General features: G+C 67.9%; 17 protein-coding genes. 11 read left to right on the top strand and 6 right to left on the bottom strand.

All coding sequences use genetic code 11. The features are described from left to right. Positions 1 to 40 precede the first annotated feature (40 nt). Entirely contained in the window at positions 41 to 1,435 is a 1,395-nt protein-coding gene (gene der, locus A6A40_RS05955) for a ribosome biogenesis GTPase Der (protein WP_063634583.1), read from the top strand. Positions 1,436 to 1,537: 102 nt separating this feature from the next. Here der and A6A40_RS05950 read toward each other — a convergent pair whose 3' ends face one another. Genes A6A40_RS05950 through map form a run of 3 tightly spaced genes read right to left on the bottom strand, consistent with a single transcriptional unit; the run spans position 1,538 to position 3,389 of the window. Next, complete coding sequence (locus A6A40_RS05950) at positions 1,538 to 1,999, bottom strand: cupin domain-containing protein (protein ID WP_063634582.1); 462 nt, start codon at positions 1,997 to 1,999, stop codon at positions 1,538 to 1,540. Then, positions 1,996 to 2,583 (bottom strand): NUDIX hydrolase, encoded by a 588-nt coding sequence (locus A6A40_RS05945; protein WP_063634581.1) that lies wholly within the window; start codon positions 2,581 to 2,583, stop codon positions 1,996 to 1,998. The genes A6A40_RS05950 and A6A40_RS05945 overlap by 4 nt, the downstream gene beginning before the upstream one ends. After that, positions 2,580 to 3,389 (bottom strand): type I methionyl aminopeptidase, encoded by an 810-nt coding sequence (map, locus tag A6A40_RS05940; RefSeq protein WP_082860738.1) that lies wholly within the window; start codon positions 3,387 to 3,389, stop codon positions 2,580 to 2,582. The genes A6A40_RS05945 and map overlap by 4 nt, the downstream gene beginning before the upstream one ends. Before the next feature lie 187 nt (positions 3,390 to 3,576). On the opposite strand from map, the gene radA reads away from it, so the two are divergent. The 4 genes from radA (at position 3,577) to A6A40_RS05920 (ending at position 8,099) form a co-directional block, all read left to right on the top strand. After that, positions 3,577 to 5,025 (top strand): DNA repair protein RadA, encoded by a 1,449-nt coding sequence (gene radA, locus A6A40_RS05935; RefSeq protein WP_063634579.1) that lies wholly within the window; start codon positions 3,577 to 3,579, stop codon positions 5,023 to 5,025. 41 nt (positions 5,026 to 5,066) lie between these two features. Then, the gene (locus A6A40_RS05930) at positions 5,067 to 5,756 is read left to right on the top strand and encodes a CvpA family protein (RefSeq protein WP_063634578.1); all 690 of its coding nucleotides are present in this window, start codon (positions 5,067 to 5,069) and stop codon (positions 5,754 to 5,756) included. Positions 5,757 to 5,864: 108 nt separating this feature from the next. Continuing rightward, complete coding sequence (gene purF / locus A6A40_RS05925; protein WP_063634577.1) at positions 5,865 to 7,313, top strand: amidophosphoribosyltransferase; 1,449 nt, start codon at positions 5,865 to 5,867, stop codon at positions 7,311 to 7,313. A gap of 78 nt (positions 7,314 to 7,391) precedes the next feature. After that, entirely contained in the window at positions 7,392 to 8,099 is a 708-nt protein-coding gene (locus tag A6A40_RS05920; protein WP_063634576.1) for an SDR family NAD(P)-dependent oxidoreductase, read from the top strand. A 97-nt stretch (positions 8,100 to 8,196) separates the two neighbouring features. On the opposite strand, the gene A6A40_RS05915 is transcribed toward A6A40_RS05920, so the two are convergent. The 3 genes from A6A40_RS05915 to purM all read right to left on the bottom strand — a co-directional run bounded on the left by A6A40_RS05915 (position 8,197) and on the right by purM (position 10,216). Next, positions 8,197 to 8,403 (bottom strand): aa3-type cytochrome c oxidase subunit IV, encoded by a 207-nt coding sequence (locus tag A6A40_RS05915; protein WP_199275889.1) that lies wholly within the window; start codon positions 8,401 to 8,403, stop codon positions 8,197 to 8,199. Between the two features lie 61 nt (positions 8,404 to 8,464). After that, positions 8,465 to 9,118 carry a phosphoribosylglycinamide formyltransferase gene (gene purN, locus A6A40_RS05910; protein WP_063634575.1) on the bottom strand — a complete coding sequence of 218 codons (654 nt, stop codon included), beginning with the start codon at positions 9,116 to 9,118 and terminating at the stop codon, positions 8,465 to 8,467. 36 nt (positions 9,119 to 9,154) lie between these two features. Continuing rightward, the gene (gene purM, locus A6A40_RS05905; RefSeq protein ID WP_063634574.1) at positions 9,155 to 10,216 is read right to left on the bottom strand and encodes a phosphoribosylformylglycinamidine cyclo-ligase; all 1,062 of its coding nucleotides are present in this window, start codon (positions 10,214 to 10,216) and stop codon (positions 9,155 to 9,157) included. A gap of 97 nt (positions 10,217 to 10,313) precedes the next feature. Here purM and A6A40_RS05900 point away from each other — a divergent pair, with 97 nt between their 5' ends. From A6A40_RS05900 to A6A40_RS05875, 6 genes are all read left to right on the top strand, one after another. Further along, complete coding sequence (locus tag A6A40_RS05900; RefSeq protein WP_063634573.1) at positions 10,314 to 11,711, top strand: DUF2066 domain-containing protein; 1,398 nt, start codon at positions 10,314 to 10,316, stop codon at positions 11,709 to 11,711. Beyond that, positions 11,708 to 12,268 carry a CDP-alcohol phosphatidyltransferase family protein gene (locus A6A40_RS05895; RefSeq protein ID WP_063634572.1) on the top strand — a complete coding sequence of 187 codons (561 nt, stop codon included), beginning with the start codon at positions 11,708 to 11,710 and terminating at the stop codon, positions 12,266 to 12,268. Before A6A40_RS05900 ends, A6A40_RS05895 begins: the two co-directional genes overlap by 4 nt. Then, positions 12,265 to 13,332, top strand: coding sequence for an AI-2E family transporter (locus A6A40_RS05890; protein WP_063634571.1), 1,068 nt, complete (start codon positions 12,265 to 12,267; stop codon positions 13,330 to 13,332). Before A6A40_RS05895 ends, A6A40_RS05890 begins: the two co-directional genes overlap by 4 nt. A 13-nt stretch (positions 13,333 to 13,345) precedes the next feature. Then, positions 13,346 to 14,068: an HdaA/DnaA family protein gene (locus A6A40_RS05885; protein WP_063634570.1), complete on the top strand. Its 723-nt coding sequence runs from the start codon at positions 13,346 to 13,348 to the stop codon at positions 14,066 to 14,068. A gap of 21 nt (positions 14,069 to 14,089) precedes the next feature. Continuing rightward, positions 14,090 to 14,869, top strand: a complete 780-nt coding sequence (locus A6A40_RS05880) for an SDR family oxidoreductase (RefSeq protein ID WP_063634569.1) — start codon at positions 14,090 to 14,092, stop codon at positions 14,867 to 14,869. A gap of 201 nt (positions 14,870 to 15,070) precedes the next feature. Then, entirely contained in the window at positions 15,071 to 15,559 is a 489-nt protein-coding gene (locus tag A6A40_RS05875) for a MarR family winged helix-turn-helix transcriptional regulator (protein WP_063634568.1), read from the top strand. The last annotated feature ends 91 nt before the right edge of the window (positions 15,560 to 15,650 follow it).

Genomic DNA, 15,650 nt, shown 5'->3' with positions numbered 1-15,650 from the left:
CGCGGATTTCCTCCGTCTGTTGTGAAAGGCCTTGGGCCCCATGTCGTTCACCGTGGTCCTCGTCGGTCGGCCGAATGTCGGCAAATCGACTCTCTTCAACCGTCTGGCCGGCAAGAAGCTGGCCCTGGTGGACGATACGCCGGGCGTCACCCGTGACTGGCGCTCGGCCCCGGCCCATGTCGGTGGTCTGTCCTTCACGGTGGTCGATACCGCCGGCCTGGAGGACGTGACCGACGACAGCCTGGAGGCGCGCATGCGCCGCCAGACCGAGCAGGCGCTCGCCCGCGCCGACGTCGCGCTGTTCATCATCGACGCCCGTGCCGGCATCACGCCGTTGGACCGCCATTTCGCCAACCTGCTGCGCCGGGGCAAGACCCCGGTGCTGCTGGTCGCGAACAAGACCGAGGGCAAGGCCAGCCAGCCCGGCATGTTCGAGTCCTATGAACTCGGGCTGGGCGATCCCATCCCGCTGTCCGCCGAGCATGGCGAGGGCATGGCCGATCTGGTCGAGGCGCTGCTTCCCTATGCCCCGTCCGAGGACGAGGAGAAGGCCGAGGAGGTTGACGACGGCTTCGATCCCAGCATCCCCATCGGCGACCAGCCGGAGCCGGAAGAGGATCGCAGCAAGCCGATCCAGATCGCCATCGTCGGCCGTCCCAACGTCGGCAAGTCGACCCTGCTGAACAGCCTGCTCGGCGAGGAGCGCGTGCTGACCGGCCCGGAGGCCGGAATGACCCGAGACGCCATTGCCGTCGACTGGGAATGGCGCGACCGGCGCTTCAAGCTGGTGGACACCGCCGGCATGCGGCGGCGTGCCCGCGTCGACGAGAAGGTCGAGAAGCTGGCCGTCGCCGACAGCCTGCGCGTCATCCGCATGGCGAATGTCGTGGTGCTGGTCGTCGATGCCGCCGCCATCCTGGACAAGCAGGATTTGACCATCGCCCGGCTGGTGATCTCCGAGGGCCGCGCCCTGGTGATCGCGGTCAACAAGTGGGACACGGTCGACGACCGGGCCATGGCCCTGCGTCAGGTCGAGGACAAGCTGGAAGCCGCCCTCGGCTACATCAAGGGCGTAAAGGTCGTCACCATCTCCGCGCTCAAGGGCCACAAGCTCGACACGCTGCTGGACGGGGTGCTGGAGACCTACACGGTCTGGAACCGCCGCATTCCGACGGCGCAGCTGAACCGGTGGATCGAAGGCGTTCTTGATCATCACCCGCCTCCCCTGGTGGAAGGCCGCCGGGTGAAGATCCGCTATGTCACCCAGGTGAAGTCCCGGCCGCCGACCTTCGCCCTGTTCGTGAACAAGCCGCTCGACCTGCCGGAAAGCTACCAGCGCTATCTGACCGGCCATCTGCGCGAGAGCTTCGACATGCCCGGCGTGCCGGTGCGGCTGCTGCTGCGCAAGGGCAAGAATCCGTACGCGGAGGATTGAGGCGGGCAGGGGCGTCGTGCTCCCTCCCTCCCCCGCTTTGCGGGAGAGGGTAGATTCGCGCGATGCGGCGGTAGTCCCCTCTCCCTCGAAGAGGGGGGAGGGTTAGGGCGGGGGTAAAGCGCCCGGCGGCTCCCACCCGTCCGGCGCCATCCTGAACCCGGCGAACTCGAAGGCCGGCGCCACGGTGCAGCTCACCAGCGACCAGCTGTCCGGCCCGTCCGCCAAGCTCCGCGCCGCCTGCCACGCCCCGACCGGCACCACCGCCTGCGGCCGTTCGCCGCCCGCGATGTCCATCCCCAGCCGGCGGCGCTCGACCGTCCCGCCCTCTTCGAAGATCGAAAGCTCCAGCGGCGCTCCGCCATGCCAGAGCCAGACCTCAACGGCATCCACCGTATGCCAGTGCGACCGCTCTCCCGCCCGCAGCAGGAAATAGATCGCAGTGACGGCCGCGCGCCCATCTTCCGCCGGCGCCCGGTAGGTCTCGACGTAGCAGCCTCCCTCCGGATGCGGCTGCAACCCCAGAAGATCGATCAGCCGCTCGGCGGTCAATGCGCTGCCCGTCATCGGACGCTCCGCGCCGCCATGCCGAGTCCTTCGCGCAGTTCCGGCATCAGCATCGCGCCCAGCATGGCGATCACCGGCAGCACCGCGTAATCGCCGCGCGCCGCCGCGTCGACCAGATCGCGGGCGCTGTGCAGTTCGATCCGCATGTCCTCGAGATCGCCATGATCGGGCTCCGCCACCTTGCGGGCGCCCTTGGCGTGGAACATGTGGCAGGTGCTGCCCTTCGAATTCGCCCCGACCACGAAGCCGCCCAGCGCCGTCCAGTCGTCGGCGGCATAGCCGGTCTCTTCCAGCAGCTCGCGCTTGGCGGCGGTCAGCGGGGCCTCGCCGGGTTCGATGGCGCCGGCAGGGAAGGTCAGGCTGACTCGCCGCGCCCCATGCTTGTAGGTGCGCAGCATCACGACCTTGCCGTCCTCGGTCTCGACATACATCAGCGCGAAGTCGGGCTGGTCGAGCTGGTAGAAATTTTCCACCGTCCGACCGTCCGGCAATTGGACGGTCTCCGCCCGAACCTTCAGATAGGGGCTGGCGTCCAGGAGGTCGCGGCTGCCCAGCACCTCCCAGGGCTTCTGCTCGTCACTCATGCGGCGCTTCCATAGGGCGGCTGTGTGAAGCCGGCGGGGGAGAGTGTGAAGATCTCGCAACCGTCCTCGGTGATGCCGATCTGGTGCTCGAACTGCGCCGACAGCGAACGGTCGCGGGTGACGGTGGTCCAGCCGTCGGACAGGATCTTCACCTCGTGCCGGCCGGCGTTGATCATCGGCTCCACCGTGAAGACCATGCCGGGGCGCAGCTCCACGCCGGTGCCGGGCTTGCCGAAATGGTCGACGTGCGGCGCGTCGTGGAAAACCCGCCCGATGCCGTGCCCGCCGAAATCGCGCACCACCGAACAGCGCGCGGCTTCCGCCATCGTCTGGATGGCATGGCCGATATCGCCCAGATGGTTGCCGGGCTTGGCCTGGGCGATGCCGGCCATCATGCAGCGATAGGTCAGATCGACCAGCTTGCGCGCCTTCACGCCGACCTTCTCGCCGACGAAATACATGCGGCTGCTGTCGCCGTACCAGCCGTCCAGAATCACGGTGACGTCGATGTTGACGATGTCACCCTCGACCAGCTTCTTGTCGTCGCTGGGGATGCCGTGGTTGACGACATGGTTGGGCGAGATGCAGCTGCAGGCGGGATAGCCATGATAGCCGAGAGTCGCCGGAATGCCGCCGCGGTCGCGCTGGAACTCTTCGATCAGCGCGTCGAGCCTGCCCGTGCTGACGCCCGGCACCACGAAGGGCGTGATGTAATCCAGCGTCTCCGCCGCCAGCCGGCAGGCCTTGCGCAATGCCGCGAATTCCTCCGGACCGTGCAGCACGATCCGCTTGCCTTCCTTGTCCATCAAACCGTCATCCGTCACGTAAATCCTCTGGTCTCTTTCAGCCGCTGCGTCCATCCGCAAACCGCGCAACAAGCTATCACGCCGCCGGTCTGAAAAAAGCCCCTGCAATCCACCCCTGCAAGCATAGGATTCGGCGGATCGGCTTGCTATATGTGGCGGGCCTTATCCCCATCGGACTACCAGACCTTTGGCGAAGCCCACCACCCGATATGTCTGCCAGGCCTGCGGCGCCTCCTTCCCCAAATGGGCGGGCAAGTGCGACGCCTGCGGCGAATGGAACAGCCTCGTCGAAGAGGCGGCTCCCGACAGCGCGCCAAAGGGGCTGGGGTCGGCCCGTGGCCGCCGCATCGACTTCGTCGGCCTGCATGGATCCAGCGAGGCGCCGCCGCGCCGCATGACCGGCATCGCCGAGTTCGACCGCGTGTGCGGCGGCGGGCTGGTTCCCGGCTCGGCCATCCTGATCGGCGGCGATCCCGGCATCGGCAAATCGACCCTGCTGCTCCAGGCGATGGCGCGGCTGTCGCAGGATCACCGCTGCGCCTATGTCTCGGGCGAGGAGGCGGTCGATCAGGTGCGGCTGCGCGCCCAGCGGCTGGGCTGCGCCTCGGCTCCGGTGGACCTGGCCTCGGCCACCAGCGTGCGCGACATCGTCGCGTCGCTGGACGACGCCAAGGGGCCGGAGGTGATCGTCATCGATTCGATCCAGACCATGTATATGGACAATCTGGACAGCGCACCCGGCACCGTCGCCCAGGTCCGCGCCAGCGCGCAGGAGCTGATCCGTGTCGCCAAGCGGCGCGGCGTCGTCCTGCTTCTGGTCGGCCATGTGACCAAGGAAGGGATGATCGCCGGCCCCCGCGTGCTGGAGCACATGGTGGACACCGTCCTCTATTTCGAAGGCGAGCGCGGTCACCAGTTCCGCATCCTGCGCGCGGTGAAGAACCGCTTCGGCCCGACCGACGAGATCGGCGTGTTCGAGATGGGCGACAGTGGCCTCGGCGAGGTCGCCAACCCGTCCGCCCTGTTCCTTGCAGAGCGGCGCGGCGACGTGTCGGGCGCCGCCGTCTTCGCCGGGATGGAGGGCACCCGCCCCGTTCTGGTCGAGGTGCAGGCGCTGGTCGCCCCATCGCCGCTCGGCACGCCGCGCCGCGCCGTGGTCGGCTGGGATTCTGCCCGCCTCGCCATGGTGCTGGCGGTGCTGGAGGCGCGCTGCGGCGTTCAGATCGGCGCCAACGACGTCTATCTGAATGTGGCCGGCGGGCTGCGCATCACCGAACCGGCCGCCGATCTCGCGGTGGCCGCGGCCCTCGTGTCGTCGCTGACCGGGGAGCCGGTTCCGGCCGACGCGGTGGTGTTCGGGGAGATCGGCCTGTCCGGCGAGGTCCGCGCCGTCGGCCAGAGCGACACGAGGTTGAAGGAGGCGGCGAAGCTCGGCTTCTCCTCCGCCATCTTCCCGGCGCGACGGACCGGCAAGAAGGGCAGCCGCGGCGACAACGGCCTGAAGACGGTGGAACTCCAGCAACTCGGCGAGTTGATGCCGCTGTTCCAGTCGCAGGGCTCCTCCGGCAGGCCGCCCTCCCGCCGACCGCATGACGACAACGACACGCGCCGCTGGCGCGATGACGAATTCATCTGACGCCACTCGACAATAGCCATTCCAATAATCGGCACAGGGCCATGGACAACCTTCCCGTCAATCCGGTGGACATCGTCGTCATCGCCGTCCTGCTTCTGGCGGCGCTGCTCGCCTTCAGCCGCGGCATGGTGGCCGAGGTGGTGTCGGTCGCCGCCTGGGCCGGCGCCGCGGTGATCACGCTCTACGCGCTGCCCCATGTCCTTCCCTACGCGCAGATCTATATCCGGTTCGAGATGCTGGCCTACGCCGCTTCCGCGGTCGGGGTGTTCATCATCGCGCTGATCGTGCTGTCGCTTCTGGGCCGCAGCCTGTCACGCGGGGTGCAGGCCTCGACTCTGTCGGCGCTGGACCGTACGCTGGGCTTCGCCTTCGGGCTGGTGAAGGGCGGGGTGCTGGTGTCCATCGCCTACCTGTTCTTCCTGTGGCTGGTGCCCAACCCGGCGGAACAGCCGGTCTGGCTGAAGGAGGCGAAGACCCGTCCCTTCCTGGCGATGGGGGCGGAGACGCTCTACGGCTTCGTGCCGGAGCATTTGCGCAGGGAAGGGCTGGGCCAGATGGACATGGCGCGAGACCGCGCCCGTCAGGCGATGGAGGCCAAGCAGGCGCTCGACCGTCTGTCGACGCCGGTGCCCAGCTCCGCGAAGACCGGGGGTGCGCAGGCACCCGATACCGGTTATAAGGAGCGCGATCGCGCCGAAGCAGACAGGCTGTTTCAGAACAACGCCCGCTGAGCTTGACCGCTCGGTTTCGGCGCTATCGACGTTTGTGGACCCTGATTCTATTCCGTTGCATGTGCTGACGCGCGCCGACGGCGCCTCTTGGACGAAGGACTTCTTGTGATGCTGACGACGCATCCGTTCGACGACGACAAGCTGCGCGAAGAGTGCGGCGTGTTCGGCATCTACGGCAACCCGCAGGCGGGCGCCATCACGGCGCTGGGCCTGCACGCCCTGCAGCACCGCGGGCAGGAGGCGGCGGGTATCGTCAGCTTCGATGGCGGCCGCTTCCATTTGCAGCACACGCTGGGCCTTGTCGGCGACCATTTCAGCTCCGAGGCGATCATCGCCAAGCTGAAGGGGGCCAGCGCCATCGGCCATGTGCGCTATGCCACCACCGGCGACACCTCGATCCGCAACGTCCAGCCGCTCTATGCCGACTTCGAATTCGGCGGCTTCGCGCTGGCCCACAACGGCAACCTGACGAACGCGCAGACCCTGCGCCGCCAGCTGGTCCGCCGCGGCTGCCTGTTCCAGTCCTCCACCGATACCGAGGTGATCGTCCATCTGATGGCGACCGCCCGCGGCGGCTCGCCGGTGGATCGCCTGATCGAGGCGGTCCGGCAGGTCGAGGGCGCCTTCTCGCTGGTCGCGCTGACCTCCAAGGAAGTGATCGGCGTGCGCGACGCACTCGGCGTCCGTCCGCTGGTGCTGGGCCGGCTGGGCGACACCCATATCCTGGCCAGCGAGACCTGCGCCTTCGACATCGTCGGCGCCGAATATGTCCGCGACGTCGAGCCGGGCGAGATGATCGTCATCGACGGCGACGGCGTGCACAGCCTGCGGCCGTTCCAGCCGCAGCAGCGCCGTCTGTGCATCTTCGAGTACATCTATTTCGCCCGTCCCGACAGCGTGATGGAGGGCACCTCGGTCTACGAGGCGCGCCAGCGCATCGGCCGCGAGCTGGCCCGCGAGGCCGGCGTTCCCGCCGACGTGATCGTGCCGGTCCCCGACAGCGGCGTGCCCGCGGCGCTGGGCTATGCCCAGGAGGCCGGCGTTCCCTTCGACCTCGGCATCATCCGCAACCATTATGTCGGCCGCACCTTCATCGAGCCGACCGACCAGATCCGCCATCTGGGCGTGAAGCTGAAGCACAATGCCAACCGCGCGATGATCGAGGGCAAGCGCGTTGTGTTGGTGGACGACAGCATCGTCCGCGGCACCACGTCGAAGAAGATCGTCGAGATGGTGCGCGCCGCCGGAGCCAAGGAGGTGCATATGCGCATCTCCAGTCCGCCGACCTCGCACCCCTGCTTCTACGGCATCGACACGCCGGAGCAGGGCAAGCTGCTGGCCCACCGCATGACGGTGGAGCAGATGCGCGACTTCATCCAGGCCGACAGCCTCGCCTTCATCTCGCTCGATGGCCTCTATCGGGCGATGGGCGAGGAGAAGCGCGATCCGGCCAACCTCGGCTACTGCGATGCCTGCTTCACCGGCGATTATCCGATCCCGTTGACCGACGCGTTGGAGAACCCGCCCGTCGAGGCGAACGTCGCCGTCCGCGCGTGACCCCAAAACCCCTCTCCCTTCCTGGGAGAGGGGTTTTGTGTGTGAACGAACAATAATCCCAGGAAACGAGCCGCTCCCATGTCCCGTCTCTCCGGCCGCATCGCCCTCGTCACCGGCGCATCGCGCGGCATCGGCGCCGCAGTCGCCAAGCGCTTTGCCGCCGAAGGCGCCCATCTGGTCCTGGTCGCCCGCACCGTCGGCGGGCTGGAGGAGACCGACGATGCCATCCAGAAGATCTCCGGCCAGTCGGCGACCCTGGTGCCGATGGATCTGCGCGACTACGACAAGATCGACCAGCTCGGTCACGCGCTGTACGAGCGATTCGGCAAGCTGGACGTGGTCGTCGGCAATGCCGGCGCGCTGGAGGCGCTCGGCCCGGTTGCGCAGTATGATCCCAAGCTGTGGTCGCGGGTGATGGACCTGAACGTGACGGCGAACTATCGCCTGATCCGCTCGATGGATCCGCTGCTGCGCGCGTCGGGCACCGGCCGCGCGATCTTCGTCACCTCTGCCGCCGCCAAGGCCCCGCAGCATTACTGGATGCCCTATGGTGCCAGCAAGGCGGCCTTGGAGATGATCGTGAAGAGCTATGCCATGGAGGTGTCAAGCTCCACGGTGCGGGTCAACCTGATCGATCCCGGCGTGGTCGCGACCAAGCTGCGGACCCAGGCTTTTCCCGGCGAGGATCCGACCAGGATCACCCAGCCGGATCAGGTGGCCGATCGATTCGTGGAGCTGGCCGAGGCTGGCTGCACGAAGCACGGTGAACTGATTCTGGCGCAGTAACCGGCTTCGACATTTCCTCGTAACAGCCACATCCCGCTCCTTCCCCGCGGCCGGCAGACGCCGGGCGGGGAAGGGCAGGGCTTCGGACATTCCCCGTCTAAAGTGTGAAGATCGCCAGCAGAACCAGCACCGCGATGACGCCGGCGATGCTGTACTTCATGAATTTGGTGAAGGCGATCCAGGTCGCCTGATGGGTACGTACGGTCTCTTCACTGACCGGGTTGGGACTCACGGCCGCCATATCGATCAACCCTCCGACAGTTTCTTTTGCCAGCAATTCTGACGCAGGCGCGCGGAAACGCAACAGATTCCGAGCGGAACCGTCAACTATGCCGGAAGGATAGGGGCCGGAAGGAAAAACCCGCCTAGAGGGGCGGGTTGAGGATGGTCGCCAGTTCCGGGGCCGGACCGTCGATCCGCACCAGATCGCCGTCGACGCGGGCGCGTCCCTCCGCGATCAGGCGGACGGCATGGGGATAGAGCTTGTGCTCCGCCTCCAGCACGCGGTCGGCCAGTCGGTGGGCGTCATCTCCGGGCAGGACCGGAACGGCGGCCTGGGCGATGATCGGACCGTCATCCATCGCCGGGCGGACATGATGGACGGTGCAGCCATGGAAACGGACGCCGGTGGCCAGCGCCCGCTCATGGGTGTCCAGGCCCTTGAAGGAGGGCAGCAGGGACGGGTGGATGTTGATGAGCGCATCCTGCCAGCGCCCGACGAACCAGGGCGACAGCAGCCGCATGAAGCCGGCGAGGCAGACCAGCTCGACGCCGGCCTCCCGCAGCCGGACGTCCATCGCCGCCTCGAAGGCCGGCTTGTCGCCGGGATAGTCGCGGTGGCTGACCACCGCGATGGCGATCCCGGCCGCGGCGGCACGTTCCAGGCCGAAGGCATCGGCCTTGTTGGACAGCACCAGTGCGATCTCGGCGGGGAAACCGGGTGCGGCGCAGGCGTCGATCAACGCCTGCAGATTGCTGCCGCGCCCCGAGATCAGGACGCCGAGCTTCAACTTGCTCATCGAACTATCCTTGGGACTTTTCCTGGGGTGCGTCCCTTACGCGGTCCAGGCCGCGTCCATGCCATTGACGGTCACGCGGGCGTCGCCGTCCTTCAGTGCGGTGACGGTGCCGACGGTGTAGACCGTCTCGCCGCCCTCGCGCAGGATGCCGATTGCCTCGTCCGTCTTGTCGGCCGGAACCACGACGACCATGCCGAGACCGACGTTGAAGGTGCGCGCCATCTCGTAGGGAGCGATGCCGCCGGTCTTCATCAGCCAGGAGAAGACGGGGGGCAGGGTCCAGGTCGAGGCATCGAGAACGACACCAAGCCCGTCCGGCAGGACGCGCGGAATGTTCTCGATCAGGCCGCCGCCGGTGATGTGGGCCATGGCACGGACCGTGCCGGCGCGCACCGCCTTCAGCGTGCTCTTCACATAGATGCGGGTCGGCGTCAGCAGGGCTTCGCCCAGCGTCTTCGACTCGTCCCACGGGCAGGCGGCGTCATAGCCGAGCCCCGATTTCTCGACCAGCTTGCGCACCAGCGAATAGCCGTTGGAATGCACGCCGGTGGAGGCAAGGCCGAGGACCACGTCGCCCGCCTGGACGGCGGAACCGGTCAGGGCGTGCTGGCGTTCCACAGCACCGACGGAGAATCCGGCGAGGTCGTAATCGCCTTCCGAATACATGCCCGGCATCTCGGCGGTCTCGCCGCCGACCAGGGCGCAGCCGGCCTGGCGGCAGCCTTCGGCGATGCCGGCGACGATGTCGCGGCCGGCAGCCACGTCGAGCTTGCCGGTGGCGTAGTAATCCAGGAACAGCAGCGGCTCGGCGCCCTGGACCACCAGATCGTTGACGCACATGGCGACGAGGTCGATGCCGACGGTGTCGTGACGGTTGGCGAGAATCGCCACCTTCAGCTTGGTGCCGACGCCGTCGGTCGTCGCGACCAGGAGCGGATCCTGGTAGCCGGCGGCGCGCAGGTCGAACAGGGCGCCGAAGCCGCCCAGGCCCGCGTCGGAGCCGGAACGCGCCGTGGAGCGGGCAAGGGGCTTGATCGCTTCGACAAGCGCGTTGCCCGCATCGATGTCCACACCGGCCTGCTTGTAGGCGTCGGACATGTTATAGGACTGGGTGCTGATGGTATCCTCGCTTGGGCTGAGCTATATACCGGGCCTTGGGCTCGGGCCGAACATACTCGAATCGGAAGGCTTTGCAATGCTCCACCGCCGCCGCGCGCCGCTCCTCGCCGGTCTTGCTGCCATGTCCACCGCTCTGGTCCTGACCATGACCGGGCCGGCGGGCGCGCAGACCGGCTCCCCGCCGCCGGCCGCCGCCAATGCTGCCGCCCCTGCCGCCTCCAATGCTGCCATGCCGTCCGCCGCCGACCCCTTCGCGGTCTCGGGCGTCCGGGTCGACATCAACGGCAGCAACCCGACCACGGTCCGCGACCAGGCGATCCGCGAGGCGCAGGCCAAGGCATGGGCGGAGCTCTACCGCCGCCTCGTTCCCGGCGGCACCCCGCCGCGCCTGTCGGACATCGAGATCGCCAAGCTGGTCCAGGGCTTCGAGATCGACGAGGAGAAGGTGTCGGCCAGCCGCTATGTCGGCGCCATCACCGTGCGGTTCCGTCCCAACGCGGTGCGCGATGCGCTCGGCCACAGCGGCGGCGCCACCCAGTATGTGGAGCCGCCCGCGCGCCCCTTCGTCATCCTGCCGGTGACCCTGACCGAGGGGCGCACGATCCTGTGGCAGGACCGCACCCCCTGGCGTGCGGCATGGGAGGCGCGGCAGCCCGCGGCGTCGCTGGTGCCGCTGGTGTTGCCGGATGGGGAGCTGACCGACGCCCAAGCGATCAGCGGCGAGGATGCAATCGCCGGCAATGCCGAGGCACTGGGCCGTATCGCCCAGGCCTACAAGGCTGGCGGGGTCGTGGTCGCCCGCACCGATCTGCCGGCGAACGGACCCGATCCGGCGCGGGGCATGACCATTGACGTCACCCGCTATGGGCTTGACGGCACGCGCGACAATCAGGTCGTGCAGGTGAAGGGCGGCAGCAATGCCGACGACGTGCTGACCCGCGCGGTCGCGGCGGTCGGCAGCCAGCTGGATGAGTCCTGGCGTCGCGAACACACCACCGCCACCGGGCCGGAGCAGGACACCCTGGTCCGCATTCCGCTGTCGGCGGTGAACGACTTGGTGGAGACGCGCAAGCGGCTTTCCTCGGTCAATGCCGTGACCCGCAGCAACCTCTTGTCCATCAGCCGCAGCGAAGCGCTGATCACCCTGACCCATCGCGGCGATCCCGACCAGCTGGCCCAGGCGCTTGCCCGCCAGGATCTGGGTCTTGCGCGTACGGCCGGGGCGGCTCCCGCAGCCTATCCCGGTGCGCCGCTGCCGGCACCCACCGCGGACTGGCAGCTGACGCTGCTGCCGCGCGGGTCGGGTGCCGCATCGGCCGGAGCCGTTCCGTCCGCGACGTCTCCGGTCGCGTCTCCCACCACGCTGGCACCGTCGGCGCCGCTGGATGCCGGCGTTTCCGGCGGATCGGCGGGCGGCATGCTGGGCGCTCCGCCGCGCAACCTGGGAACGCTGCCGGCCAAGAGCGTACCGTGAGCGTTCCGAACATCATCACCTTTCTGCGCATCCTGGCTGTACCGGCCGCGATGTACATGATCCTGACCGGCAGGATGGAGTGGGCCTTCGCACTCTTCGTCGCTGCCGGACTGTCCGATGCGTTGGACGGCGCCATCGCCCGCATGTTCAGGGCGCGTACGGTTCTGGGCGGCTACCTCGATCCGCTGGCCGACAAGGCCCTGATCGTCGGCGTCTATGTGGCGCTGGCCTGGGTGGGTACGATCCCGCTGTGGCTGGCGATGATGGTGATCTTCCGCGACATCATGATCATCGGCGGCGTCATCCTGCTGTTCACGCTGAAGGAGACGCTGGCGATGCAGCCGCTCTACATCAGCAAGGTGAACACGGTCGTCCAGATCGCGCTGGCCGCCGCGGTGCTGGCGCCGCCGGCGTTGGGCCTGCCGGAGATTCATCTGTACGGCTGGGAAGTTGTCGATGTGCTGGTGTACGCCTGCACGGTGACGACGGTCCTGTCCGGCCTGCTCTATGCGCGGCGCGGCGCCCTGCTGTTCAACCGGCTCGGCGGTGTTCCGTGACCTCGGCCAAGCAACTCCGCTTCTGGCTGATCGGACTCGGGCTGTTCGTCCTTGCGCTGTGGCTGCTGGCCGGCATGCTGCTTCCCTTCGTGGTCGGGCTGGCCATCGCCTATCTGCTCGATCCGCTGGTCGACCGGCTGGAGCGGGCCCGGCTGCCGCGCTGGCTCGGCACCACGCTGGTGCTGCTGGGGTTCCTGCTGGTCCTGGTGCTGATGGCGCTGCTCCTCGTGCCGCTGGTGCAGGGGCAGATCTCGCATCTGCTGGAGGTGCTGCCGACCTACGCCACCCTGGTGAAGGAGCGGCTGATCCCGGCGCTCGACCGCTTCATCCACCGGCTTCCGGCCGATGACGTGGAGCGGCTGCGGGCCGCCGCCGGCACCTATGCCGGCGAGGTGGCGGGGATGGTGGGACGAATCGTCTCGCACATCCTGTCGGGCGGGCTGGCGGTGTTCGACATCGTGACCCTGATGTTCATCACCCCGATCGTCGCCTTCTACATGATGCGCGACTGGGACGTGATGGTGGGGAAGGTCGATTCGTGGCTGCCGCGCCAGCATGCCGAAACCGTGCGCGAACAGGCGCGCGAGGTGAACGCCACCCTGTCCGGCTTCGTGCGGGGACAGGCGATGGTCTGCCTGGTGCTGGGCGTCTTCTATGCGCTGGCGCTGTCGGCGGCCGGGCTGGATTTCGGGCTGGTGATCGGCCTGATGGCCGGGGTTCTGTCCTTCATTCCCTATGTCGGCAGCCTGTTCGGCTTCGTCGCCAGCACCGGCCTTGCCCTGCTGCAGTTCGACGAGCTTTGGCGGGTCGCCGTCGTGGTCGGCATCTTCCTGTTCGGCCAGGCGGTGGAGGGCAATGTCCTGACGCCGAAGCTGGTCGGCGACAAGGTGGGGCTGCATGCGGTCTGGGTGATGTTCGCCCTGCTGGCCGGCGGCAGCCTGTTCGGATTCGTCGGCGTTCTGCTGGCGGTGCCGGTCGCCGCGGTGATCGGCGTGTTGACCCGCTTCGCATTGCGACAGTATCTCTCAAGCCCGTACTACCGCGGCACCGACGCGGAACGCTGATGGGTGTGTCCGCATGAGCTTGCCGGCGCAGATACCGCTCGACCTCGGGCACCGGACGGCAATGGGCTGCGAGGACTTCCTCGTGGCATCCAGCAATGCCGACGCGGTGGCATGGCTCGACCGCTGGCCATCCTGGCCGGCTCCGGCGCTGACCCTGTTCGGACCGGCCGGCTGCGGCAAGACCCATCTGTCCCAGGTCTGGCGCGCCCGCAGCCATGCCGTCATCACCAGGGGCGAGATGCTCGACTCGGGCGTGGTGCCGGCGCTGCTGGCACCCGCCAACGCGGTGGTGGTCGAGGATGCCGACGCGGTGTCGGGCAAGCCCGAGCGGGAAGAGGCGCTGTTCCACCTCTACAATCTGGCCCGCGAACAGCAGGGCCATCTGCTGCTGCTGTCGCGCAAGGCGCCGTCGCGCTGGCGCACGCGGCTGGCCGACCTGCGCTCCCGCATCAAGGGCGCCCCGGCGGTCGAGGTTCGCCCTCCCGACGACGCCCTGCTTGCCGCCGTGCTGGTGAAGCTGTTCGCCGACCGGCAATTGCGGCCGGGGCTGGAGGTCATCACCTATCTGCTGGCGCGGATGGAACGCTCGCTCGACTTCGCCCGCCGGCTGGTGGCGGCACTGGACCACGCCTCGCTCGCCGCCCATCGCGGGGTGACCGTGCCGCTGGCTCGCGAGGTCCTTTCGGAACTGCAACGGACGGAACCGCAACGATCCGGTTCCAAAACGACCCGCTAAGATATTTGGGAAGGGACGAGCATGGATTTGGGTATCGCCGGCCGCCGCGCCATCGTCTGCGCCGCCAGCAAGGGGCTGGGCCGTGCCTGCGCCTTCGCGCTGGCCCGCGAGGGCGTGCATGTCACCCTGACCGCCCGCAATGCAGATGCGCTGGAAGCGACGGCGGAGGAGATCCGCAAGGCGACCGGCGTCACCGTGACGACCGCTGCCGGCGACATCACGACGGAGGAGGGTCGGGCGTCGGCGCTGTCCGCCTGTCCCGAGCCGGACATCCTGGTCAACAATGCCGGTGGGCCGCCGCCCGGCGATTTCCACGACTGGGACCGGGAGGACTGGATCCGCGCGCTGGATGCCAACATGCTGGCGCCGATTTTCCTGATCAAGGCAACGGTGGACGGGATGATCGACCGCCGGTTCGGCCGCATCGTCAACATCACCTCGGCCGCGGTGCGGGCGCCGATTCCCATCCTCGGCCTGTCGAACGGTGCGCGCAGCGGTTTGACCGGCTTCGTCGCCGGCCTGTCGCGCCAGACGGTGAAGCACAACGTCACCATCAACAACCTGCTGCCCGGCCCGTTCGAGACCGACCGTCTGCGCAAGACCATGGAAGGCGGAGCGAAGGCCGCCGGCCGCAGCATCGACGAAGAGATGGACCTGCGCCGCAAGGGAAACCCCGCCGGCCGATTCGGGGATCCGGAGGAGTTCGGGGCCGCCTGCGCCTTCCTCTGCGCCGCGCGCTCCGGCTTCATGACCGGCCAGAACATCCTTCTGGACGGTGGGGCCTATCCGGGCACCATGTGATTAAGCAATCGAGGGGTGGCGAAGCCCCCGCGTCTCAAGTTTGTCCCTCCAATTCGCATCAAAATCCGCCCATCGTCACAGGCCATTAAGAAACGACCGCGGGAAGGGGGCTTCGGCGCCGCTTCCCCGGTCCGCCGGTTCGCAAGCGCGGCAGTGCCGCGGCGCCCGGACAACGGCTGACAAGCCACTGGCATAGGAACGATGAGCATGCAGCAGAGCGTGGCGGCCCCCGCGGTCTACACCGACCTTGGCCGCGTCATGGAGAGCATCACCCGCCGCTTCCTCGACGTGCTTCGGATGGAGCTGGCCCGGATCGGCGTGACCGACCTCAGCCCGACCCAGGCCCTGATGCTGCTGCACATCGGCACCGAGGAGCTGTCTGTCCGCGATCTGCTGGAGCGCGGCTATTACCTGGGGTCCAACGCCTCCTACAATCTGAAGCATCTGGTGGAAGCCGGCTATGTCGACCGCAGCCCGTCCCTGCGCGACCGGCGGGCCGCGCGGCTCAAGCTGTCGGAACAGGGACTGGCCACCTGCGAGGCGCTGAAGAAGCTGGAAGCGGCGCGGGCCGACAGCCTGCTGCGCAGTGACAGCGACGGTGCCGATTTCGAGACCACCTACCGCACGCTGCGGCGGCTGGAGCGCGCCTGGACCGACCTGATCCGCTACGACGATGCCGATCCCGCCTGACTCTCGGCTGGAAATTTTCGCGCGTCCGACACGTAATCTTATACTCACCAACCTGTTCGATCTGTGTCCAGAAGGGAACACCTGCGCCCAT

Source organism: Azospirillum humicireducens (assembly GCF_001639105.2).
GTDB lineage: Bacteria > Pseudomonadota > Alphaproteobacteria > Azospirillales > Azospirillaceae > Azospirillum > Azospirillum humicireducens.
This window is presented reverse-complemented; position numbering and strand designations above follow the sequence as displayed.

Coding starts and splice junctions, on each gene's coding strand:
- A6A40_RS05950 (WP_063634582.1), bottom strand. CDS start 1,999: ATGACGGGCAGCGCATTGACCGCCGAGCGGCTGATCGATCTTCTGGGG.
- der (WP_063634583.1), top strand. CDS start 41: ATGTCGTTCACCGTGGTCCTCGTCGGTCGGCCGAATGTCGGCAAATCG.
- purN (WP_063634575.1), bottom strand. CDS start 9,118: ATGAGCAAGTTGAAGCTCGGCGTCCTGATCTCGGGGCGCGGCAGCAAT.
- A6A40_RS05920 (WP_063634576.1), top strand. CDS start 7,392: ATGTCCCGTCTCTCCGGCCGCATCGCCCTCGTCACCGGCGCATCGCGC.
- purM (WP_063634574.1), bottom strand. CDS start 10,216: ATGTCCGACGCCTACAAGCAGGCCGGTGTGGACATCGATGCGGGCAAC.
- A6A40_RS05900 (WP_063634573.1), top strand. CDS start 10,314: ATGCTCCACCGCCGCCGCGCGCCGCTCCTCGCCGGTCTTGCTGCCATG.
- A6A40_RS05930 (WP_063634578.1), top strand. CDS start 5,067: ATGGACAACCTTCCCGTCAATCCGGTGGACATCGTCGTCATCGCCGTC.
- map (WP_082860738.1), bottom strand. CDS start 3,389: ATGGACAAGGAAGGCAAGCGGATCGTGCTGCACGGTCCGGAGGAATTC.
- A6A40_RS05875 (WP_063634568.1), top strand. CDS start 15,071: ATGAGCATGCAGCAGAGCGTGGCGGCCCCCGCGGTCTACACCGACCTT.
- A6A40_RS05885 (WP_063634570.1), top strand. CDS start 13,346: ATGAGCTTGCCGGCGCAGATACCGCTCGACCTCGGGCACCGGACGGCA.
- A6A40_RS05880 (WP_063634569.1), top strand. CDS start 14,090: ATGGATTTGGGTATCGCCGGCCGCCGCGCCATCGTCTGCGCCGCCAGC.
- A6A40_RS05945 (WP_063634581.1), bottom strand. CDS start 2,583: ATGAGTGACGAGCAGAAGCCCTGGGAGGTGCTGGGCAGCCGCGACCTC.
- purF (WP_063634577.1), top strand. CDS start 5,865: ATGCTGACGACGCATCCGTTCGACGACGACAAGCTGCGCGAAGAGTGC.